The following is a 21,339-nucleotide window of genomic DNA, read 5'->3' as shown; positions in this document are numbered from 1 at the left end:
TTTAAAACAGAACTGAAAAAGTATTTACTTGCATGATTGAATTACTTTGGCGCCCATGCAGGTTCACGAACTTCACCTTGTTCACTTGGTAAGTTCATGCGGAAACGACCATCTAAAGACATAATCGACAATAAACCGCGTGCACCTTCACGTGTTGCATACACCACCATTTGCCCGTTTGGCGAGAAGCTTGGCGACTCATCTAAACTAGTTGGGGTTAAAATATTGGTGATGCTGGTGTTGATGTCTTGAATCGCAACTTTATAGTTACTACCACTTGGACGATGCACCAAAGCCAGTTTACGGCCATCGGCACTGAGTGTACCGCGTGCATTAAATGCACCACGGAAGGTCAAGCGCTTGCTGCTGCCTGTAGCAAAGTCATAACGATAAATTTGCGCTGAGCCACCACGGTCTGAAGTATAAATAAAGGATTTACCATCTGGGGCATAACGTGCTTCGGTATCAATCGCACTGTCATTGGTCATGCGTTGCAGTGCACGGGTGTTCAAATTCATTTGATAAATTTCTGGATTGCCATGCATAGATGCCGTGAACAACATGCTTTGACCATCTGGTGAGAAACTTGGAGCACCATTTAAACCACGGAAACTGGCTAATTTTTCACGCTGACCTGTGGCTAAGTCCTGCACATAAATTGCAGGGCGTTTAGTCTCAAACGACACATAGGCAATTTTTTTAGCATCAGGTGTCCAAGCAGGCGATAAAATCGGATCACGCGAAGTCAAAATGGTTTTGGGTTGTTCACCATCAGTATCGGCAATTTGTAGAGTATAGCGTTGCTCAGGTGTTGCAGGATTACGCAGCACATAGGCAATACGTCCGCTAAAATCTCCCTTAATACCCGTGAGTGCTTCATAAATGGCATCACTGATCATGTGTGCGGCAGAACGCACCCGTGAAGCAGGTACGCTTAATAGCTCATTCAACAAATATTGCTGTTTTTGTACATCGTACAGTTGGTAATGAACTTCATAGCCTCCTGCCGCTGTGGTTTTGACATTCCCTGTAACGACATAAGGTACACCCGCCGCTTGCCATGCAGCCGTATTCGGGTGGTTCATTCCTGCTGTTGCAGCAAGGTTTTTAGATGAGCTGGTAAATTTCCCAGAACGATTTAAATCATTTTCAACAATGGGATAAATACTTTGATCGTTTCCAAATGGCACAATCGCAATTTGTGGTGCTTCTTCTGGTGCTTTGGCAATTTCTAGATGCAGTTGGGCAAAAGATTGTGTGCTTAAAACTGGGCTGAGTGCAGTTAAAACGGCAAGGCAAAGTAGGTGTTTACGCGTTGTTTCCATCATTCGCTATTTTCTCAAATCAACATAACTTTTTTGGATGTAATTGTTGTACATAATGGCATGCTTTATTGGGAATGAAAGCATGAATGTATAATAAAACTGTTATAACACTGTGAAAAATGAAATTTATTTAAAGTCGTGAATATTTTTATAGGGGAGAGTCTGAGTAAATGATTTTACTCAGACCATTTTAGCTTATTGTGCCGTAAAGGTTGAGGTGAAGCTACGTGCTTCACGGCGTGCATCTGGGTCAGATGGCATTGGATAAGGCGCAGCAGCACGAACCGCAGCTTCTACACTGGCTTTCATGTCTGGGTCACTGGAATTGACCACTACAGATTGCACTGCACCACTGTCACTTAGAGTTACACGCGCAGTTGCACGTTTGCCCGATGAACCCACAGGGGTATCCCACGCACGTTTGATTTTATTTTCAAAATCACGTTTAGCTGTTGAAGCAATACGGCGTACCTCAGCTTTTTTCTGTGCTGCTTCTTCTGCGGCTTGTTTAGCGGCAGATGCTTTGGCTTCTGCATCAGCACGAGCCTTCGCTTCGGCATCTGCCTTGGCTTTTGCATCGGCATCTGCTTTACGTTTTGCTTCTGCGTCCGCTTTGGCTTTAGCGTCTGCTGCAGCTTTACGTTTTGCCTCTGCGTCCGCTTTGGCGTCTGCCGCGGCTTTACGTTTTGCCTCTGCGTCTGCTTTGGCTTTAGCATCTGCCGCGGCTTTACGTTTTGCCTCTGTGTCTGCTTTGGCTTTAGCATCTGCCGCAGCTTTACGTTTTGCCTCGGCATCCGCCTTCGCTTTTGCATCTGCTTCCGCTTTACGCTTTTCTACTGCATTGGCTTCAAGTTTGCGTCTTTCTGCGGCTTCAGCTTTTTTTAGCGCTTCGGCTTCTTTACGGCGTATAGCCTCAGCTTCAGCACGTGTTTTAGCATCAGCCTTAGCTTTTGCTTTAGCATCGGCTTCACGTTGCGCACGTTCTTCAGCACGTGTCTGTTGTGCCTTTAAGCGTTCAGCTTCGACTTTTTGTTGTGCTGCAATTTGTTTTGCTTCAGCAGCTTGACGTTCCGCACGCGCTTGAACTTCTGCTGCCTGCGCTGCTTTTTGTGTGTCTATCTGTGGTGCAGGTTGAGGCACAGGCGGAGTAGGGGGCACTGCGGGTGTTGGAATGACTGGTACAGGTTCAAGCGCAGGTTCAGCAGTTTGAGTAATTTGCTCCGCTACATTTTCATGTGTCGTTTCGGCAGATTCAGTTTCTAATAATGGTTTTAAATCTTCGGGTTTAATCAGTACGGTTTTAATGGGTTTAGGTGGCTCAGGCGCTTTACTCATACCCAAATAAAGCAAGCCAACCACAGCGATAATATGGACACCAACGGTGAACCCAATCGCAATAGCTTTTTGTTGAAAAGGTGGCTTTTTAAAATCTTTCATAAATTACTTTAAAGGCTCGGTCAGCAATCCAACTTGGGTTAAACCTGCATCTTGTAAGTTAGACATTAACGCAATCACATCACCATAAGGGCGTGTATTATCCCCACGAATAACAACCTGAAACTCTTTGCTTTCAGCTTTGGCTTGAACCTGAGCATCGGTCAATATTTGTTTGAGTTTAGCTAATTCCAAAGGTTCGGCTTTATGTTCTTTATATTCTAAAAAATAACGTCCATCTTTATCTAAAGTTACCTGAGCTATAGCACTTTTCGATTCAATGGCATTACCGTTAGCTTGCGGTAAATCGACCTGAATACCACTGGTAATCATAGGTGCGGTGACCATAAAAATCACAAGCAACACCAACATGACATCAATATAAGGTACAACATTCATGTCACTTTTCAGTGGTTTTTTGATGCGCTCGAAGCGTCCTGAGCGTTGAATGGCCATTAGTCGTGATCCTTAGTGTTGCCTAAAGATTGACGTTGTAATAAAGCCACCATTTCTTCAGCAAATAGGGCACGATCTGAATAAATGCCTTCCCCCTTAGCTGTGTAATGGTTAAAGGCGAGTACCGCAGGAATGGCTGCAAATAAACCAATAGCTGTGGCAATGAGGGCTTCTGCAATACCTGGTGCAACGGTTGCTAGTGTGACTTGGTCAACATCTGCCAGTCCAATAAAGGCATTCATAATGCCCCAGACTGTACCAAATAAACCCACATACGGTGCGACAGAACCAATGCTGGCCAGTGCGCCTAAGCCTTGTTCTAGCTGAGCTTGGTCACGGTTTAAACCTACCCGTAAAATACGTTCTGTGCCTTCAATACTTTGTGTGGCAGGGGCATGGTGTTTTTTAAGTTTTAAAAACTCCCCCAATCCCTGATAGAAAATATCTTCTAAGCCAACACGTTTTGAATTGAGCTGAGCGTTGTTATACAGCGTATTCAGCTCTGCACCAGACCAAAAGATTTTTTGGAAATGTTGATCATCTGCCTGTGCTTTTTTATAGCTCATGTGTAACTTGGCAATCAGATACCAGCTGTATAATGATGCTAAAAGTAGCGACAGCATTACCAGCTGAACAACAGGACTTGCTTGTAAAATAAGATCTGATACTTGAAGAGATGATTCGAGTTGTGTTGCCATAGTTACTACATGTGCCAATTCATTTTTTTAATCTTGTCCTAATTCTTTCAGAATAAGGCTGCGAATTTCATCTGGCAGGCGACGCGGTTTCATATCTGAGCCCAGACAGGCCAATTCAACCTCACCAGATGCAAGCATGATTTCACCACGATAAATATTTTGTTGCAATACAAATGATGACGCTTTACACGAAACTACACTTGCTGTAACAGTAATCAGGTCATCCATTAAGATTGGACGTGAATATTTCACATTAATTTTATGTACGACAAAATTGTAGTCTTGTTGATGCCAGTAATGATCAACACCCGATGCACGAAGCCATTCGGTACGGGTACGTTCCATAAAGCGAATATGGTTAGCGTGGTAAACAATACCGCCTGCATCGGTATCTTCCATATAGATACGAATTTTAAATTCAAATTTATTCGCCATGATCGTGTTCCGCTTCTATGTTGCAAAGTTGTTGAGTCAGCAATGTCTATAGCTTAAGCCGTGTCTATGAAAGTGACGTGAATAAGTCTAGAAGTCAAGCTGTGTACCGCGTGGCAGTTTATCATTCTCACCGCTTGGTCCAATGGCACAAGATTTCAAACATGCTTTTAAGTTAAAATTATCTGGCTGCGTATTTCATGCAGATGATCAATTGAAATGAGAAATGCATGAGTCGGTTAATTAAATTTTTGGTTGTTATCGCAATTTTGTGTGCGTTGTGGATAGTGTTATTTCAGTCAGATGATGGAATTTCTGATTCTGCAAGTTATCAATCCACGCAGCAAATCCATCAGTTTAAAGGTTATAACATTCGTACTTTAGAAACTTATGCAGGGGAGTTTCGTGTTTTAGCACGTGAAGATTACAACTTTGGACGTGAAGCTGAACTTAGCCCTGTCGATTTTGCCTTAGGATGGGGTGAAATGGCAAAGCCAGAAGTTTATAAGCAGCTGTCTATTCGTCAAAGCAACCGTTGGTATCATTGGCGTTATGAACAAACACCGCCTATTCCTGTTCAAGAGATTGCACGATTGAGTGCCAATACCCACTTAATTCCTGCAACCTCTGCTGTTGCTACACAATTAAAGCGTATAGATGAAGATGATTTGATTTATTTGAAAGGTAAATTGGTTGAGGTCACTGCCGCAGATGGTTGGCAATGGCGCAGCTCTTTAAGCCGTGAAGATACAGGCGCGGGGGCATGTGAACTGATGTTGGTTGAAGATGTGCGTGTCATCGAAAATTAGGGTCTAGCTACCGACCTAACTGATTTAAATGTTTAAGAGTTCAAAGGGAGATGAACTCCCTTGAAGTTATTTTTCTTTCGGCTCAGGCGGTGTCATGCCAAATTGCAAATAAGCCATATTGGTGGCAATACGTCCGCGTGCGGTTCGCATCACATAACCTTGCTGAATGAGGTATGGCTCAATGACATCTTCCAGTGTGCCTGAATCTTCGGCCATAGCGGCTGCCAGTGCCTCTACGCCTGCAGGGCCACCATCAAAACGCTCTAACAGCATTGATAAATAACGACGGTCTAAGGTGTCTAAACCATCTTTATCTACATTGAGCATATCTAGCGCACGTTGTGCCATGTCTTGCGTGACTTCACCCGTGCCTTTGACTTGGGCATAGTCACGTACACGACGCAACAAGCGGTTCGCAATACGCGGTGTACCACGTGAGCGACGAGCAACTTCTTTGGCGCCTGCATCGGTCATTGGTACATCCATCAGGTTGGCCGAGCGTTTAACAATATGGGTCAAATCTTCAACCGAGTAAAATTCTAAACGCTGCACAATGCCAAAACGATCCCGCAATGGAGAGGTCAGCAAACCTGCTCGGGTGGTGGCTGCCACAAGTGTGAAAGGGGGTAAATCAAGTTTAATGGAACGTGCTGCCGGTCCTTCACCAATCATGATGTCAAGCTGGTAGTCTTCCATTGCAGGGTACAAAATTTCTTCAATCACAGGCGAAAGGCGATGGATTTCATCAATAAATAACACATCGCCTTCTTCAAGATTGGTCAGCATGGCGGCTAAGTCGCCTGCACGTTCCAAAACTGGCCCTGAAGTGGATTTAAGATTGCCGCCCATTTCACGGGCAATAATATTGGCCAGTGTGGTTTTACCTAAACCGGGTGGTCCGAAAATGAGGGTATGGTCAAGCGCTTCACCACGGCCACGTGCTGCACCAATGAAAATTTCCATTTGTTCGCGCACTACAGGTTGCCCAATGTAGTCATCGAGGGAAGTTGGGCGGATGGCACGATCAATTTGATCTTCGGGTTTTTCAGAACCACTGATGAGACGGTCTTGCATAGGCGATCTAAACTTTATGTAAACTGATTTTAATTAGAAGTCTCGCAAAACATTTTTGACGGAGTCTTTCCAATAGAACTTTAATATGAGGAATAACCTGCGGTTTGCCTTACTTTTGTTTAGGCAAAAGTAAGCAAAACCATTGTCATTCGCAAAACTCGTCGAATTTTGATTCGTATCGATAATATCGCAGAAACATTTTTGTGCAAATGCCTCCTGCCTCAAACAGTTGCGAATGACTTCGTCGCGTATCAGATTAAGTGAATCAGGTAATATTAATGTGTGCTTAGCGATTCATCGACTTTAATGCCGCCCGAATAATGTCGCTGGCTTCGGTAAAATCGGCCTTGACTGCATTAATTAATTTTTGCGCTTCGGCAGGTTTGTAACCCAAAGACTGCAGTGCGGCTTCGGCTTCAGCAACAGCAGAGTTACCTGTGAACTGAATTTGGGTGGTTGTAGAATTGTGACTGGTTGCTTCACTAGACATGGCTTTAAAGCGGTCACGCAATTCAATCATCAAGCGTTCAGCAGTTTTTTTACCCACGCCCGGCACTTTGATTAAAGTGTTAATATCTTCATGCTCTACAGTGTGAATCAGCAACTCCACACTTAAGGTCGATAAAATCCCTAAAGCCATTTTTGGGCCGACACCATTTACTTTTAATAAGGTGCGGAAAATGGTTTTTTCCTGTGCATCTAAAAAACCATACAATAATTGTGCATCTTCACGTACTGCTAAATGTGTCCACAAGGTGATTTTTTGCCCTTTTTGAAGTTGGCAAAATGTGGTGAGTGGGGTGTCAATTTCATAACCCACACCGTTGACATTCAGCAACACGGTTGGTGCTTCCAAAGCTAACACTTCGCCAATAAGACATCCGATCATATTTATGCTTCACACATTGGTTTTAAATGAATTAAGGTTTGCATACTAGAGTGCCTTGCCCTAAAAGGCAAAATCTGTATTTGCGTGATGATGTTGTTTGTATGCAACGTATTCATCCAAGTAGTCCGACCTTATTGCCCTGTAACTCCTGTGACAAATTATAGGCTTGGTGATCAGAAAACTTAGAAATAATATCTAAGACCTGCATAATATTTTCATAATGATTATGCGCAAAATCTGCCCCTGCACGCTGCAAAATAGACATTAAACGCTGCTCTTTAAAGCTGAGGGTTTTATGTGGTGTGGTCAATGGAATAAACGCATCCAAGATATTTTGTAAACTTTGATGTGCAATAATTTCAAGCCCCGCTTTTTGTGGATGCTCAAAAATTTTCTCACGGGCTAAATCTTTGGCGCGATTAATACCAACTTCAATATCTGCCGAGCAATACTGTAATAGGCTGCCTTGTAGTTGGCCCATTAAAATTTCTAAATGATGTTTAGCAAAAGCTGTGGTAACTTCATCGACCAAACGCTTCATCACTCGACCACGTAAAGCTGCAATTTTCTGTTGCCATGTGGTACGCGGCATCGCCAATTCTTCAGGGATGCCATACTCACCAATCAGGTTTAGAAAAATTGGTTCAACTTCTTCATAGCTGAGCATATTTAGAATAATGCCATCTTCTAGATCAATCAGGGCATAGCAAATATCATCGGCTGCTTCTAACAAATAGGTGAGTGGATGACGACAATAGTGATAATCCCCCAATTGAATCAGTCCAAGCTGTTCTGCAATTTGTTGGAGTATCTCTTTTTCTGATTGATAACAGCCAAACTTTGCACGTTGGTTGGCAGGGCGATTGCCTTGTTCTGCAATGGTTTTGGAGAGCCAAGGGTATTTCAAATATGCACCTAAGGTGGCATAGGTTAAGCGCATGCCGCCATCATTGGGGTGATAATCAATTTTGGTGAGTAGACGTAAGCCTTGCGCATTGCCCTCAAACTGACGTACATCGGCTTCTTCTTCATCGCTGAGTTTGGCAAGAAAGTTGCCGTGTGAGGCATCATCAAACCATTCGCGAATGGCATATTCACCAGCATGTCCAAAAGGTGGGTTGCCAATATCATGCGCTAAACAAGCCGCTTGAATAATGGCACCGACATCGGCAGGGGAAATCCACATGGGTAAGTGGTCTTTAATTTTTTCTGCGGCCAACATACCTAAAGAGCGTCCAATACAAGAGACTTCTAAAGAATGGGTTAGACGAGTATGGATACCGTCATGCTGTGTCAGCGGGTGAACTTGGGTTTTACGGTTTAACTGTCTAAAACTTTGCGAAAAAATAATACGGTCATAATCTTTATGAAAAGGGCTGCGCGCCTGTTCTGTACTTTGTTTTTTACTACCAATCCGAACTGTAGAAAGCAGTTCTAACCAACGCATTTGAGTCATTTATCATTATTCACTATGTGCTTGTTTGCATCATGCCAAAAAAAATGCAAAAGCTCTAGGGGAGTGCGACATGAGTTGTCTTTTAAAATACAGCTTTAACGTGTTTCTAAAATGGCAGAATCATCTAAGATGCAAAACCATCGGAAATCTATGCTTTATCTCAATATTCAGAAGTTTTGCTGCTGAAACGCAGCAATAAAACTGTTTTGCCATCTAGCTGATTTGGGCATTTCACAGTAGAATATGCGCTCTCTTCAAGTCACATTGTGGCATGGTCCAAAAGATCAGCCCGTGGAGCCAAAATCAGCATGTTTATCGTTGCCGGTGCACCTGCACATTCTTCTTTTAAGAAAACTCAACTCTTAAACCGTTTAGCGTCAATGAGTTCTGTTCAATCTTTCGATAGCCAATGGGTTTATTTATTTGACCAAGCGCTCGACGAGCAACAACAGCAATCTGCTTTACAGCTTTTAAACGATGGTGCGTCTTTTGAATTACGCCAAGCTGCAAGTGATGAAGTTCAAATTTTAGTCACTCCACGTGTGGGTACAATTTCACCGTGGTCATCAAAAGCAACAGATATTTTTGCTAACTGTAATACACCTGTGCACCGCTTAGAGCGTGGTGTTTTGTTCACCCTGAAAGGTATTTCAGCGGTATCGAATGAAGTTAAACAAGTATTGCATGACCGCATGACTGAAAGTGTGTTCAATCATATAGATGATGCGGCAGCGTTATTTACTGAAACTGAGCCAAAACCGCTCAACAGCATTGATATTTTGGGCGAAGGTAAGTCTGCGCTGGTAAAAGCCAACAGCGAATTTGGTTTTGCATTGTCTGATGAAGAAATTGATTATTTAACTGATGCATTTATCAAGTTAGGTCGTAATCCGCATGACATCGAATTGATGATGTTTGCGCAAGCTAACTCTGAGCATTGCCGTCACAAAATCTTTGGTTCTGAATGGACAATTGATGGCGAAGTACAGCCATTGTCATTGTTCCAAATGATTAAGAACACCTATAAAGAATCACCTACAGATGTTTTATCTGCCTATAAAGACAACGCTTCGGTCATTGTGGGTTTTGATACTCAGCGTTTTTATCCGAAAAAAGACGCAGCGACAGGTCACTACGTTTATAAGTACAAGAGCCAAGCTGCCCACATTCTAATGAAAGTGGAAACTCACAACCACCCAACGGCAATTGCTCCATTTGCAGGTGCTGCAACAGGTTCGGGCGGTGAAATCCGTGATGAAGGTGCAACAGGCCGTGGTGGTAAACCAAAAGCTGGTTTGACAGGTTTTACTGTATCTAACTTGAACATTCCTGGTTTTGAACAGCCTTGGGAAGAAAATTACGGTAAACCTTCACGTATGGCATCGCCATTACAAATTATGATTGAAGGTCCGTTGGGTGGTGCAGCATTCAACAACGAATTTGGTCGTCCTGCGTTAAATGGTTACTTCCGTACTTTTGAGCAAAACGTGAATGGTGAAGTCAAAGGCTTCCATAAACCAATCATGATTGCAGGTGGTTACGGTAACATTCGTCCAGATCATGTTGAAAAAGATCCAATTCAGCCAGGTGACTTGCTCATCGTTTTAGGCGGTCCAGCCATGTTAATTGGTTTGGGCGGTGGTGCTGCATCTTCTGTAGATAGCGGTACAATGGGTGAAAACCTTGACTTCGCTTCAGTACAACGTGAAAACCCAGAAATGGAACGCCGTTGCCAAGAAGTGATTGATACTTGCTGGCGTTTGGAAGATGCCAACCCAATCGTATCGGTGCATGACGTTGGTGCAGGTGGTATTTCTAACGCAATGCCTGAATTGGTGAATGATCACGAATTGGGCGCAGTACTTGATTTGCGTAAGATTCCATCTTTAGAACCTGGCATGTCGCCTATGGAAATTTGGTCAAACGAAGCGCAAGAACGTTACGTATTGGCTATCCGTCCAAGTTCTTTAGAATTATTTGAGTCGATCTGTGCGCGTGAGCGTTGCCCGTTTGCAGTATTGGGTGAAGCGACTGAAGCGCGTCATTTAACGGTTGAAGACCCGCTATTTGAAAACAAAGCTGTAGATATGCCAATGCAGGTTATGTTAGGTGGTACACCTCGCATGAGCCGTTCGTATGAAAGCATTGAGCGTAAAGGGGATGACTTTGCTGCGGCACAAGTCACCGATCTGAAAGATGCGATTTACCGCGTCTTGAAAAATCCAACAGTTGCTTCTAAATCATTCCTAATCACCATTGGTGACCGTTCAATTACCGGTATGGTTGCACGTGATCAGATGGTTGGCCCATGGCAAGTCCCTGTTGCGGATGCAGCGGTGACCACAACTAGCTTGCAAGGCTTCACAGGTGAAGCAATGGCAATGGGTGAACGTCCGCCTGTAGCATTGTTAAACCCAGCAGCATCTGCACGTTTGGCAGTGGCAGAATCAATTTCTAACATCATGTCGGCCAAAATTGATCAGATTAGCGATATTAAATTATCTGCAAACTGGATGGCGGCAGCAGGGCAAAAAGGTGAAGACCAAGCCTTGTTTGAAGGTGTTAAAGCCATTGGTATGGAAATGTGTCCTGCACTCGGTATTGCAATTCCAGTAGGTAAAGACTCATTGTCTATGCGTACCACTTGGAATGACGAAGGCGAAGAAAAATCTGTAACTTCACCAATGTCAGGTGTCATCACAGCCTTTGCACCTGTAACCGATGTACGCAAAACATTAACTCCTGAATTAAAAAATACCGATTCAGTGTTAGTACGCATTGACTTGTCTAAAGGTCAGTTCCGTTTAGGCGGTTCAATTTTGGCACAGGTGTATAAAGCCATTGGTTCAATCACACCAGATGTAGACAATTTTGATGAGTTCAAAGCTTTCTTTGCGTTGGTGCAAGATTGGAATGCACGTGGTCTGATCCAAGCCTATCACGACATTGGTGATGGTGGTTTATTGGCGACTGTTGCAGAAATGATGTTTGCTTCACGTTTAGGTGTGGCACTTGAAGATCAATCTGTTGCAGCATTGTTTGCTGAAGAAATTGGTGCAGTACTACAAATCTCTAAAGCAGATTGGGCTGACTTAGCTGCTGAAGTTGCTGCATCTACTTTGAAAGATGCAATTACAGTCGTGGGTACCGTCAATAACACAGACCAACTTACTGTAAATGGTTTGGTACTTGAACGTGCAGACTTGCAAGTGGCATGGACTGAAGTATCCCACCAAATCCAACGTTTACGTGATAACTCAGAAACTGCTGATCAAGAGTTTGCATTAATTACCGATAAAGCACACAAAGGCTTAATTGCACAACCAAGCTTTGATTTAAATGAGCCTGTAGAAGCACCGTATATCAACACACGTCGTCCTAATATGGTGATTTTACGTGAGCAGGGTGTGAATGGTCATGTAGAAATGGCGGCAGCGTTTGACAAAGTTGGCTTTAACACTGTTGATGTACACATGAGTGACTTACTTGCAGGTCGTGTCGATTTAGACGACTTTGAAGGTTTAGTGGCGTGTGGTGGCTTCTCTTATGGTGACGTATTGGGCGCTGGAGGTGGTTGGGCTAAATCTGTGTTGTTTAACCCGAAACTGCGTGATCAGTTTGAGAAATTTTTTAACCGTCAAGAAACTTTCTCATTGGGTATCTGTAACGGATGTCAAATGCTGTCACAATTAGCGCCATTAATTCCAGGTGCAGAAGCGTGGCCACGTTTCCATCGCAATACTTCAGAAGTATTTGAGGCACGTAGCGTTAACGTACGTGTGGAAAAATCGAACTCTGTCTTATTACAAGATATGCAAGGTTCAATTTTACCAATTGCCGTTGCACATGGTGAAGGTCGTGTCGTTGCACCAGAAGCGAATTTGGCTGCATTGAATGCAGGCAACCAAGTGATTTTACGTTATGTGGACAGTCATGGAAATGCAACGCAGCATTATCCAATGAACCCGAATGGCTCACCAGATGCTATTTCTGGGGTGACTTCAACCGATGGTCGTGCAACGATTATGATGCCGCACCCTGAACGTAATTTCCGTGCACTTCAACATTCTTGGAAGCCTGAAGAATGGACTGAAGATGGTGCATGGTTACGTATGTTCCGCAATGCACGTAAGTTTATTGGTTAAGCTTGAGCTAAATTGATAATTAGACTAAGCCACCTTCGGGTGGCTTATTTGTTTTATCTGATTTAAATGATTAAGTGTTTTGTATAGAACAACAAGGCTTATCGAATAAATTCTGTTTAGACTATTTTAAATAGATTTTAACGAACGATTTTATTTAAATGCTTATTAAGGAAAATATATGCTGAAACTCATCTACTATGTACCTGAATCACATCTTGAAGCAACCAAGAATGCTATTTTTACAGCGGGTGCGGGCGGTATTGGCAATTATGAGCATTGTGCATGGCAGGTTTTAGGCACAGGTCAATTTAAACCAGTACAGGGCGCACAACCATTTATTGGTGAGTTGGATACTTTAGAACAGGTAGCCGAGTGGAGAGTGGAAACCATTGTGCCTGAGCAATACGCCAAGGCAGTGGCAAAGGCACTCAAGGCAAGTCATCCTTATGAAGAACCTGCCTTTGAGTTTTTACAAATAATTGAAATAAAGGATTAAACCTTTTGAATAAATAACCCACGGTCAAAACGATATTGCGGGAAAAATACACCATCTTCTGCACGTTCACCCGCAGCAATAACCATAACTGGGTGCTGTTGATCGTTCAGCTTTAATAATTTGCGTACCATTGGTTCATCAAAACCTTCCATCATACAGCTGTCAAAGCCATGTGCACGAAGTGCTAATACCATATTTTCACAAGCGAGTGCGGTGGTTTTACTGGCCCAAAGTTTTGCATCGGCAGGGGTGAAGGCAGTGACAGGTAATTGTTTATCTAAACTACGAGCAATTTTAAATGCAACTTTCTTAAAGTTACCTACTGTGTTTAGGTAACCAGTCATGTAGTTATAAGGAATAAATTTGTAATACTTTTTCACTGCAGCAGGGGCTTCAGGAAAAGGAAATTCACTGATGTTCTTTTTGGCCATTTCATCCACCCGGTCTGTGCGTGCAATACACACAATGAGCTCTGCGGCAGTGCGTGCCGCAAGCTGTCCTAAACAGGCTTTGACCAGTTGCTTTTTCTTAGCAGGGTTTTGCACCACAACAAATGTCCACGGCTGCAAGTTAGATGAGTTTGGTGCAAGTAAGGCCATGTCTAAGCAATCATCTAAAACCTCAGCAGGTATGGCTTTGTCGGTAAATTTACGTACTGAACGACGGCTTTGAATGACTTTTTTAAAGTTTTCGACATCAATATCTTGTGGGGCAGCTTCAAAATAGCGTTCTTTTTTCTCTAGTTTGGTGTCTTGAGTAAGCTTAGTAGACATTTCAGATAATCCTCAATTTTAATGATATACGGCACTTAGCAAAATATGGGGGCGAATAAAGAAAAAACCACATTCGCTTAAGCCGAATGTGGTTTGTCGTTCTTTTTAATTCAGGTGGAGTATTGAATGCATTTTTAGCGAAACAGCAGCTTAATTAAACTGGCTAAAGTCAGGCTTACGCTTTTGCATAAAGGCCTGCACAGCTTCCATCATTTCAGGTGAGCCGACACGTTGCATGAATATTTCTGCTTCATGGTCAATCCATGCCACAATTTCATCTACATTGTGTTTCATTAACGCTTTAGATTGTTTGAGTGAAGCCAATGGTAAAGCGGCCAATTGCGCTGCTTTTTGCTGTGCAGTTGCATAGACATCACTTTCAATGCTATTGACTAAATTTGCAGCCAAGGCAGTTTCACTATTAAATTTTTGTGCAGTCAGTAAAAGTTCAGCAGCTTTATGATAGCCTGCTTGCTCCACTAAAAGCTTGCTCGAAGCCCCTTCTGGCGATAAACCTAAACTCACAAATGGAATCTGGAATAGCGCAGTGTCATCGCTATAAACTAAATCTGCATGTAACAGAATTGTGACACCAATGCCAATTGCTACCCCACGAACTGCAGCAATTAGAGGTTTTGAAAACTTAGCTGCAGATTTTAGCAAGATGAATGGAGGGCCTTCCGCAGCAGGCAATTGCCCTTTAAGTGCAGCAGACTTCATAAAGTCTTGCATGTCATTGCCTGCACTAAAGTCGGCATCTGCACCACGTAAAATGACACAACGCACTTCATTGGCTTGATCTGCCTCATCTAAGGCTTGTGCAATCCATAAATATAATTCACCATACAGCGCATTTTTTGCTTCTGGGCGATTGATGGCTAAAGTCAGTACGCCATGCTCTAAATTCGCATTCAAATGTGGATGGGGTTGTTGAATACAGCTCAGTGTCATCGTACTATCCTTGCTTTAATTGGGTTGAATTTATGGCTCATTATGTCGCAAATTCGCAGCGCTGGCACAACTCATGAGTTCATAAAAAGTTAGATTTATTATGCAATATACCTTTGATTATTTGGTTTTCATTGGCCGTTTTCAGCCATTTCATTTAGCACACTTGCAAACTATTCAAATTGCTTTGCAGCGCAGTCATTATGTGATTTTGGCCTTGGGTTCGGCTCAAGCTGAGCGTAATTTGAAAAATCCGTTTTTAGCCAAAGAACGTGAACAAATGATTTTGTCTAACTTTACGCCAGATATGCAAGAGCGGATCAAATTTGTGCACGTAGTAGATGTGTATAATGATGAAAAATGGCAAAAACTGGTGAAATCTTTAGTGAATGAACTGATTCAGCCACAAAACCGAGTTGGATTGATTGGGCATTTTAAAGATGATTCATCTTATTATTTAAAGTTTTTTCCTGAATGGGAAATGGTCGAGCTAGACAGTTTGCAAGGTGCGATGTCTGCTACACCTGCGCGTGAAGCGTATTATCGTGGGGAAATCCAGCCTAATTTTTTCCCGAAAGGCACAATTGATTTCTTAAAGGCATTTCAAAGCACAGCTATTTATCAACAGTTACAAGAAAAATATCAACAACAGGACAGCAGCAATTTGCTTGAAGAATAAATTTTTAGAGAGAAATGGATGATTGAAAATGCATCAATCATCCATAATTTTTTAAAGCAGAAAAATTAAGCCTGTAAAGCAGTTAAGTCAGCCAAGACTTGTTCTGCATGCCCTGCAGCTTTGACTTTACGATATTCTTTTACCAGTTGACCTTGATGGAAAATAAAAGTCGAGCGTTCAATGCCCATTACTTTTTTTCCATACATATTTTTTTCTTTGATTACATCAAACAATTGGCACAGCACTTCTTCTTTGTCACTAATTAAATTAATACCTAAAGATTGCTTTTCGGTAAAGTTTTGATGGGCTTTGACCGAGTCGCGCGAAATACCAATGATGGTGGTATTGAGTGCCTCAAATTGTGGCTTTAGCGCTGTAAAATCGACAGCTTGTGTGGTGCAGCCAGGGGTAGAATCTTTCGGGTAAAAATACACCACTAACCAATCTGTACCAAGTTCGGTTAAATTTACTTCACCTGTAGTGGCAGGAAAAGCTTGATTTGGTAATTGAATTGTCGTGCTCATATTTTTCTCCAAAATCATGCACATAAAAAACTAGCCACATAAAGTGGCTAGTTGAAATTGTTAAGAAAAAATTATTTTTTCTCAGCAGCTTTCATTGCTTCTTCAGTTAAGGTTTTTAATTTACCTGTGAGCTGAGGACCAAAACAAGCTTGCAAATCTTTATTTTGCTTTTGTACAAAAGCTAAAGTCGCAGGGCTCTTTTTCTGGTTAATTGCGCTTTGAATTTCCCATTTTTGAGCGTTGGTTAATTTACCATCTGCTTCTACTGCACAAGTACAATATTTGCTTACTTCAGCTGTAGTCAGTTTTTTGCCTTTTGCAGTTTCTTCTTTACAAACATTAATTAAAGCTGCTTTTACATTGGTGCTTTTATATGCTTGTTGCAACTTGTCATTATTTGCGTGTGTCGTTGTTGCGAATAATGCAGCAACAGACATAATCGCAGAAACCATAATGTTTGATTTTAAATTTTTCATACACTTTACCTTGTTATGACGGTATATAACGCGTTGGGTCTGCAACACCTGCATCGGCAAAACCTTGTTTGCGTAAGCGACAGCTGTCACATTTACCACAAGCACGTCCTTGGTCATCTGCTTGGTAGCAAGAAACCGTTTGACTATAGTCTACGCCATGTTCAATACCTAAGCGAATAATATTTGCTTTGGATAAATGTAACAATGGTGTTTCAAATTTTAGCGGTTTGCCTTCTACACCCACTTTGGTGGCCAGACGTGCCATATTGGCAAAAGCATCAATAAATTCAGGGCGGCAGTCAGGATAACCTGAATAATCTACCGCATTGATACCGATCACAATCGCTTCTGCATCAAATACTTCTGCTGCAGCTAAGGCATAAGACAGGAAGATGGTATTACGAGCAGGCACATAGGTAACAGGAATACCTTCTTGCTCATGGTCAGGTACTTCAATGCTGTGATCGGTTAACGCAGAACCACCTAAATTACCCAAATCAATATTAATCACACGGTGCTCAACGCCTGCTTTTTGGGTCAAGGTGCGTGCAGCATCCAATTCTGTGGTAGAACGCTGACCATACATAAAACTAAGCGCAATACATTCATAACGCGCTTGTGCCCATGCCAAACACGTGGTTGAGTCTAATCCACCAGATAACAATACAATGGCACGAGGGCGCATAGTTGAATCTCCAAAACTTTAAAAATTAAGATTTAAGATCTGAGCAAAATACTGAGCAATTTCGGCAGTCAGCATTAGCGACCTGTTTCATCGTTCCAAAGCAATTTATGCAATTGTAACTGGAAACGAACAGGGAGATGGTCGGCTAAAATCCACTGCGCTAAATCACGTGCAAGCTGAGGTAGGCTTACTGCACCTTTTTCGACTGCAAATGCGGGGGAGAACCACACTGTATCTACTTTTTTATGCAGTTGATATTGTTCAAGCTGCTGTTTAGCCCAAAGATAATCGTCATGATTGCAAATCACAAACTTAATTTGATCATGCGGAGTTAAAAAATCTAAATTTGATAATAAATTACGTGACATTTCACCCGATGCAGGGGTTTTTAAATCTAGTACTTTAGACACACGATGATCCACTTTAGATACATCTAGAGCACCGCTAGTTTCTAAAGACACTTCACAGCCTAAATCTGCCAGACGCTGCATAAGTGGCAGTGCATTGGGTTGAGCTAGTGGCTCGCCACCCGTGACACATACGTAGGGGGTTTTAAAATCGAGCGTGGTTTGAATAATGTCGTCTAAAGACTTGCGTTCACCACCTTCAAAAGAATATGTAGTATCACAATAATGGCAGCGCAAAGGGCAACCCGTAAGACGAATAAAGACTGTCGGTAAACCAGACGTATTGGCTTCGCCCTGTAATGAATAAAAAATCTCCGTAATGCGTAACCCCGCAGACGGATCAGAAACAGGAATAGCGGAAGATCGGAGCGTACTCATAATATTCATCACAGTATATAAAAAACAAAAATCCCTACGATCATTGCTGATCGTAGAGATGCTGAAGACTGAAAGGAAATTAGTCTTCGCGTAATAAATCGTTCAAGCTGGTTTTTGCACGTGTTTTGGCATCCACCTTTTTCACGATGATAGCCGCATATAGGCTGTATGTGCCACACTTAGATGGCAAGTTGCCTGATACGACAACAGAGCCAGCAGGTACACGGCCGTAGTGGATTTCGCCCGTTTCTCGGTCATAAATTTTGGTAGATTGACCAATATACACGCCCATAGAAATGACTGAGCCTTCTTCTACGATCACGCCTTCTACAATTTCAGAACGTGCACCAATGAAGCAGTTGTCTTCAATAATAGTGGGATTAGCTTGCAAAGGTTCAAGTACACCACCAATGCCGACACCACCTGATAAGTGAACATTTTTACCAATTTGTGCACAAGAGCCCACTGTTGCCCATGTATCTACCATAGTGCCTTCATCTACATAGGCACCAATGTTTACATAAGAAGGCATTAATACGACATTCTTGGCTTGGAATGAACCTTTACGTGCTACGGCAGGCGGTACAACACGTACTCCTGCTGCTTTAAATTGCTCGTCAGTCCAATCTGTAAATTTAGTATCGACTTTGTCGTAAAAACGAAGGTCACAAGATTCTATTGGCTTGTTGTCATTCAATTTAAACGACAGCAAAACTGCTTTTTTCAACCATTGGTGAACAATCCATTCACCATTAATTTTTTCAGCTACACGTAATGTGCCATTGTCTAAACCCACAATTACTTGTTCAACTGCTTGGCGAATTTCAGCAGGGCAATCTGCCGCTGTAAAATTAGCACGGTCTTCAAATGCTTGTTCAATAATTGTTGAAAGCTGCGACATCGATGTAATTACCTGAAAAATTTTCCCAAGATTTTACACTATATTGTGTCAAGAATAGATTGAAAATTAAGCTTTAAATAAAGAAATTATAATGAAAGGTCGAAAGCTAAACAGATTATATACAGCTTAATTGTTACTGTTTTGAAATTAAATTGTTTAATAATCAACAAGAAAAAAGAATTTGTATCAAAAAATAACATAAACCTAGCAAATCTTGCATAAAAGATGAGCGCAACATGCCCTATAGTTTTTCCATGACAAAACGAATGAAAAATTCAAAAGTTTTAATTTGAGGAGAACATAATGAAATCTTTACACACAATTTTAGCCGCATCGGTATTGGCAGCAGTTGCAGGTTCTGCAATGGCAGATACAGCTGTTGTGCAGGATGGTTATGCATTTGACCGTAACCAACTCATTCCAACAGGTGTTCGTGCTGAAGTCGGTACAACTGGTTATGGTGGTGCCTTACTTTGGACTGCAAACCCATACGTTGGCTTAGCTTTAGGTTATAACGGTGGTGATATTTCTTGGTCGGATGATGTTGAAGTTGATGATGTCAATTATGACGTTGATATGGATAATAACTTGACCTATTTAAATGCTGAATTACGTCCTTGGGGCGCAAGTCCAAATAAATGGGCACAAGGTGTTTATGTTGCAGCGGGTGTAGGCTACATCGATCAACAATACGGCTTACAAGCTCGTAATGATGGTGGAACTATTAAAGTTAAGGGTGAAAATACTGGTTTAAGCAAACTTGGCTATGATCTTGACTATAGTAATGATATTGCACCATATTTAGGTCTAGGTTTTGCACCAAAACTTAATAAAAACTGGGGCGTATTTGGTGAAGTTGGTGCTTACTATACAGGTAACCCTACAGTAACGAATGTAAAAGTTGAGGGTGGCACTTGGCAGGATAACCAGCTAGTAGTAGATCACCTGAATGAAGTTCGTAACGATGACAAATATGAATGGATGCCAGTGGCGAAACTGGGTGTGAGCTACCATTGGTAATTCAAGTCAGTGTTTGAATGAACAAAAAACGAGCTTCGGCTCGTTTTTTTGATGGACTAAAAACGGTGTGCAAGTTTGAGATGATAAATCCAAGCATCCCGTTCTTCGAGTTGTGAAAAGTGTGAGCTTTGTGAAAGCAAAGAAGACCCTTGTGCATTCTTTGGTTGATTAAAGTACAGATAATGAATACCGCTAATCACAAAAGTTTTAGGGGTGAAATTATAAATAAGGCCAGTACCTAAACCTAAATAACCATCTACAGGGTTGAAGCTGGAAGCAGGATTTCCTGCACCTGAGTCCCACAATCCTTCAACAGCAGTGATCCATTTTGGTGACCATTGATGCGCTACACCCAAACGTGCCGACCACTGATTTTTTTGGTAATCAATCAGATTTAAATTCATATTAGGTACTTGCTGTAGCATTGCAGCATATTGTGAGGGCTGAATTTCAAAATCTTGCCAATTCACCCATCTTAAGGATGCATAGAGAAAATTTTGTGCAGGTAAACCTGTATGAAAATCGAAATTAATTGATTCTGGTGTTTGAATAGTAGTCGCATGCTGTGGTGCAATCTCTAGAGGAAACCCCAAAAAACTTTCGCTAGCATTGGTATGGTGCTTAATTTTAGAGCGGTAGGTAATAGCTGTAGTGAAAGCATATTCAGGAAGTTGATAGCTGATACCTGCCAGCCAGCCCCATGCGTGATCTTTAGGGAAGTGCACATCATAATCAAAATAAATATTGTCGACGTGTGTACCAATTCTGAGATTCCCTGAAAAGGATTGGTAGCTCACACCCGTAAACAGATTCCAGTTTGCATTTGGTTGGAAGCCAACCAGTGCAGTCATGTTGTTTGAATCGAATTCAACGTCTGCAATTTCTGAAGAGGGGTGAGTCGTTTTGAACTGATAACCCACATCCGTAAAAAAAGGTTGGTCAAATAATAATGCGACCGAAATTTGTGGATGCGGTTGTAGTTTTAAGGCGGCTTGAAAGTAGTGTTGCTTATTCACCATATCGCCTGTAGAAAACTCAGGATTCCCTAGAGATGAAACAGGTTGCACTTTTCCTGAAACATTCGGGTTGACTTGCAGCACAGACACTTCTGCATAATTGCCTTTTTCAAAGAAAGCTTGAATGGATTGATTGCTGCGTTCTAAGCCTGCAGCACAAACATGACCGACGGGCAGCACGTAGAATAACGCAGTATAAATGTGATATTTCATGTTACGCCCTTGGTCGAAATTATAAAATCGTATTTAAAATCGAATCGTATTTTTTATTTTAGATTCTATATTATTCATGGTTTTTATAAAATATAAATCATTATT

General features: G+C 42.0%; 21 protein-coding genes. 5 read left to right on the top strand and 16 right to left on the bottom strand.

All coding sequences use genetic code 11. The features are described from left to right. Window positions 1-41: 41 nt before the first annotated feature. The 5 genes from tolB to ybgC form a co-directional block, all read right to left on the bottom strand. Window positions 42-1,325: a Tol-Pal system beta propeller repeat protein TolB gene (tolB, locus tag HHA41_RS01205; protein WP_168460212.1), complete on the bottom strand. Its 1,284-nt coding sequence runs from the start codon at window positions 1,323-1,325 to the stop codon at window positions 42-44. A gap of 195 nt (window positions 1,326-1,520) precedes the next feature. Further along, window positions 1,521-2,762, bottom strand: coding sequence for a cell envelope integrity protein TolA (tolA, locus tag HHA41_RS01200; protein ID WP_168460142.1), 1,242 nt, complete (start codon window positions 2,760-2,762; stop codon window positions 1,521-1,523). 3 nt (window positions 2,763-2,765) lie between these two features. Further along, on the bottom strand, window positions 2,766-3,215 hold the full coding sequence (gene tolR, locus HHA41_RS01195) for a protein TolR (protein ID WP_168460141.1): 450 nt from the start codon (window positions 3,213-3,215) through the stop codon (window positions 2,766-2,768). After that, window positions 3,215-3,913: a protein TolQ gene (tolQ, locus tag HHA41_RS01190; RefSeq protein ID WP_168460140.1), complete on the bottom strand. Its 699-nt coding sequence runs from the start codon at window positions 3,911-3,913 to the stop codon at window positions 3,215-3,217. Before tolQ ends, tolR begins: the two co-directional genes overlap by 1 nt. 27 nt (window positions 3,914-3,940) lie before the next feature. Further along, window positions 3,941-4,348: a tol-pal system-associated acyl-CoA thioesterase gene (gene ybgC / locus HHA41_RS01185; RefSeq protein ID WP_004971791.1), complete on the bottom strand. Its 408-nt coding sequence runs from the start codon at window positions 4,346-4,348 to the stop codon at window positions 3,941-3,943. 227 nt (window positions 4,349-4,575) lie between these two features. On the opposite strand from ybgC, the gene HHA41_RS01180 reads away from it, so the two are divergent. Further along, window positions 4,576-5,154 (top strand): hypothetical protein, encoded by a 579-nt coding sequence (locus tag HHA41_RS01180; protein ID WP_168460138.1) that lies wholly within the window; start codon window positions 4,576-4,578, stop codon window positions 5,152-5,154. A 66-nt stretch (window positions 5,155-5,220) separates the two neighbouring features. Here HHA41_RS01180 and ruvB read toward each other — a convergent pair whose 3' ends face one another. From ruvB to HHA41_RS01165, 3 genes are all read right to left on the bottom strand, one after another. Continuing rightward, a complete protein-coding gene (ruvB, locus tag HHA41_RS01175) occupies window positions 5,221-6,228 on the bottom strand; it encodes a Holliday junction branch migration DNA helicase RuvB (protein ID WP_168460137.1) in 1,008 nt (335 codons plus the stop codon). Window positions 6,229-6,514: 286 nt separating this feature from the next. Further along, window positions 6,515-7,117, bottom strand: a complete 603-nt coding sequence (ruvA, locus tag HHA41_RS01170) for a Holliday junction branch migration protein RuvA (protein WP_168460136.1) — start codon at window positions 7,115-7,117, stop codon at window positions 6,515-6,517. A 112-nt stretch (window positions 7,118-7,229) separates the two neighbouring features. Further along, entirely contained in the window at window positions 7,230-8,573 is a 1,344-nt protein-coding gene (locus HHA41_RS01165) for a deoxyguanosinetriphosphate triphosphohydrolase (RefSeq protein ID WP_168460134.1), read from the bottom strand. A gap of 308 nt (window positions 8,574-8,881) precedes the next feature. On the opposite strand from HHA41_RS01165, the gene purL reads away from it, so the two are divergent. Further along, window positions 8,882-12,718, top strand: coding sequence for a phosphoribosylformylglycinamidine synthase (gene purL, locus HHA41_RS01160; RefSeq protein WP_168460133.1), 3,837 nt, complete (start codon window positions 8,882-8,884; stop codon window positions 12,716-12,718). 178 nt (window positions 12,719-12,896) lie between these two features. Beyond that, entirely contained in the window at window positions 12,897-13,214 is a 318-nt protein-coding gene (locus HHA41_RS01155) for an NGG1p interacting factor NIF3 (protein ID WP_168417786.1), read from the top strand. Here HHA41_RS01155 and HHA41_RS01150 read toward each other — a convergent pair. Then, complete coding sequence (locus HHA41_RS01150; protein ID WP_168460132.1) at window positions 13,211-13,987, bottom strand: nitroreductase family protein; 777 nt, start codon at window positions 13,985-13,987, stop codon at window positions 13,211-13,213. The two genes, HHA41_RS01155 and HHA41_RS01150, sit on opposite strands and share 4 nt — an antisense overlap. A gap of 150 nt (window positions 13,988-14,137) precedes the next feature. After that, on the bottom strand, window positions 14,138-14,938 hold the full coding sequence (locus HHA41_RS01145; RefSeq protein WP_168460130.1) for an enoyl-CoA hydratase-related protein: 801 nt from the start codon (window positions 14,936-14,938) through the stop codon (window positions 14,138-14,140). A 100-nt stretch (window positions 14,939-15,038) separates the two neighbouring features. Here HHA41_RS01145 and HHA41_RS01140 point away from each other — a divergent pair, with 100 nt between their 5' ends. Beyond that, a complete protein-coding gene (locus HHA41_RS01140) occupies window positions 15,039-15,614 on the top strand; it encodes a nicotinate-nicotinamide nucleotide adenylyltransferase (protein WP_168460129.1) in 576 nt (191 codons plus the stop codon). A gap of 65 nt (window positions 15,615-15,679) precedes the next feature. Here the strand turns inward: HHA41_RS01140 and HHA41_RS01135 are convergent, their stop codons facing one another. The 5 genes from HHA41_RS01135 to dapD all read right to left on the bottom strand — a co-directional run bounded on the left by HHA41_RS01135 (window position 15,680) and on the right by dapD (window position 18,985). Then, window positions 15,680-16,138 carry a peroxiredoxin gene (locus HHA41_RS01135; protein ID WP_168460128.1) on the bottom strand — a complete coding sequence of 153 codons (459 nt, stop codon included), beginning with the start codon at window positions 16,136-16,138 and terminating at the stop codon, window positions 15,680-15,682. 71 nt (window positions 16,139-16,209) lie between these two features. Then, the gene (locus tag HHA41_RS01130; protein WP_168460126.1) at window positions 16,210-16,614 is read right to left on the bottom strand and encodes a hypothetical protein; all 405 of its coding nucleotides are present in this window, start codon (window positions 16,612-16,614) and stop codon (window positions 16,210-16,212) included. Window positions 16,615-16,627: 13 nt separating this feature from the next. Beyond that, window positions 16,628-17,299 carry a 7-cyano-7-deazaguanine synthase QueC gene (gene queC, locus HHA41_RS01125; protein ID WP_168460124.1) on the bottom strand — a complete coding sequence of 224 codons (672 nt, stop codon included), beginning with the start codon at window positions 17,297-17,299 and terminating at the stop codon, window positions 16,628-16,630. A 74-nt stretch (window positions 17,300-17,373) separates the two neighbouring features. Beyond that, a complete protein-coding gene (gene queE, locus HHA41_RS01120; protein WP_168460122.1) occupies window positions 17,374-18,084 on the bottom strand; it encodes a 7-carboxy-7-deazaguanine synthase QueE in 711 nt (236 codons plus the stop codon). A gap of 79 nt (window positions 18,085-18,163) precedes the next feature. Beyond that, the gene (gene dapD / locus HHA41_RS01115) at window positions 18,164-18,985 is read right to left on the bottom strand and encodes a 2,3,4,5-tetrahydropyridine-2,6-dicarboxylate N-succinyltransferase (protein WP_168460120.1); all 822 of its coding nucleotides are present in this window, start codon (window positions 18,983-18,985) and stop codon (window positions 18,164-18,166) included. Between the two features lie 303 nt (window positions 18,986-19,288). Here dapD and carO point away from each other — a divergent pair, with 303 nt between their 5' ends. Next, window positions 19,289-20,005, top strand: a complete 717-nt coding sequence (gene carO, locus HHA41_RS01110) for an ornithine uptake porin CarO (RefSeq protein ID WP_168460118.1) — start codon at window positions 19,289-19,291, stop codon at window positions 20,003-20,005. Between the two features lie 56 nt (window positions 20,006-20,061). Here the strand turns inward: carO and HHA41_RS01105 are convergent, their stop codons facing one another. Continuing rightward, the gene (locus tag HHA41_RS01105) at window positions 20,062-21,234 is read right to left on the bottom strand and encodes an outer membrane protein transport protein (protein ID WP_168460116.1); all 1,173 of its coding nucleotides are present in this window, start codon (window positions 21,232-21,234) and stop codon (window positions 20,062-20,064) included. Between the last annotated feature and the right edge of the window lie 105 nt (window positions 21,235-21,339).

Origin of the sequence: Acinetobacter sp. A1 (assembly GCF_012371315.1) — a bacterium.
GTDB lineage: Bacteria > Pseudomonadota > Gammaproteobacteria > Pseudomonadales > Moraxellaceae > Acinetobacter.
This window is presented reverse-complemented; position numbering and strand designations above follow the sequence as displayed.

Coding starts and splice junctions, on each gene's coding strand:
- queC (WP_168460124.1), bottom strand. CDS start 17,299: ATGCGCCCTCGTGCCATTGTATTGTTATCTGGTGGATTAGACTCAACC.
- ruvA (WP_168460136.1), bottom strand. CDS start 7,117: ATGATCGGATGTCTTATTGGCGAAGTGTTAGCTTTGGAAGCACCAACC.
- queE (WP_168460122.1), bottom strand. CDS start 18,084: ATGAGTACGCTCCGATCTTCCGCTATTCCTGTTTCTGATCCGTCTGCG.
- tolR (WP_168460141.1), bottom strand. CDS start 3,215: ATGGCCATTCAACGCTCAGGACGCTTCGAGCGCATCAAAAAACCACTG.
- tolB (WP_168460212.1), bottom strand. CDS start 1,325: ATGGAAACAACGCGTAAACACCTACTTTGCCTTGCCGTTTTAACTGCA.
- dapD (WP_168460120.1), bottom strand. CDS start 18,985: ATGTCGCAGCTTTCAACAATTATTGAACAAGCATTTGAAGACCGTGCT.
- tolQ (WP_168460140.1), bottom strand. CDS start 3,913: ATGGCAACACAACTCGAATCATCTCTTCAAGTATCAGATCTTATTTTA.
- ruvB (WP_168460137.1), bottom strand. CDS start 6,228: ATGCAAGACCGTCTCATCAGTGGTTCTGAAAAACCCGAAGATCAAATT.
- HHA41_RS01105 (WP_168460116.1), bottom strand. CDS start 21,234: ATGAAATATCACATTTATACTGCGTTATTCTACGTGCTGCCCGTCGGT.
- ybgC (WP_004971791.1), bottom strand. CDS start 4,348: ATGGCGAATAAATTTGAATTTAAAATTCGTATCTATATGGAAGATACC.
- HHA41_RS01155 (WP_168417786.1), top strand. CDS start 12,897: ATGCTGAAACTCATCTACTATGTACCTGAATCACATCTTGAAGCAACC.
- HHA41_RS01180 (WP_168460138.1), top strand. CDS start 4,576: ATGAGTCGGTTAATTAAATTTTTGGTTGTTATCGCAATTTTGTGTGCG.
- purL (WP_168460133.1), top strand. CDS start 8,882: ATGTTTATCGTTGCCGGTGCACCTGCACATTCTTCTTTTAAGAAAACT.
- tolA (WP_168460142.1), bottom strand. CDS start 2,762: ATGAAAGATTTTAAAAAGCCACCTTTTCAACAAAAAGCTATTGCGATT.
- HHA41_RS01150 (WP_168460132.1), bottom strand. CDS start 13,987: ATGTCTACTAAGCTTACTCAAGACACCAAACTAGAGAAAAAAGAACGC.
- carO (WP_168460118.1), top strand. CDS start 19,289: ATGAAATCTTTACACACAATTTTAGCCGCATCGGTATTGGCAGCAGTT.
- HHA41_RS01130 (WP_168460126.1), bottom strand. CDS start 16,614: ATGAAAAATTTAAAATCAAACATTATGGTTTCTGCGATTATGTCTGTT.
- HHA41_RS01135 (WP_168460128.1), bottom strand. CDS start 16,138: ATGAGCACGACAATTCAATTACCAAATCAAGCTTTTCCTGCCACTACA.
- HHA41_RS01145 (WP_168460130.1), bottom strand. CDS start 14,938: ATGACACTGAGCTGTATTCAACAACCCCATCCACATTTGAATGCGAAT.
- HHA41_RS01140 (WP_168460129.1), top strand. CDS start 15,039: ATGCAATATACCTTTGATTATTTGGTTTTCATTGGCCGTTTTCAGCCA.
- HHA41_RS01165 (WP_168460134.1), bottom strand. CDS start 8,573: ATGACTCAAATGCGTTGGTTAGAACTGCTTTCTACAGTTCGGATTGGT.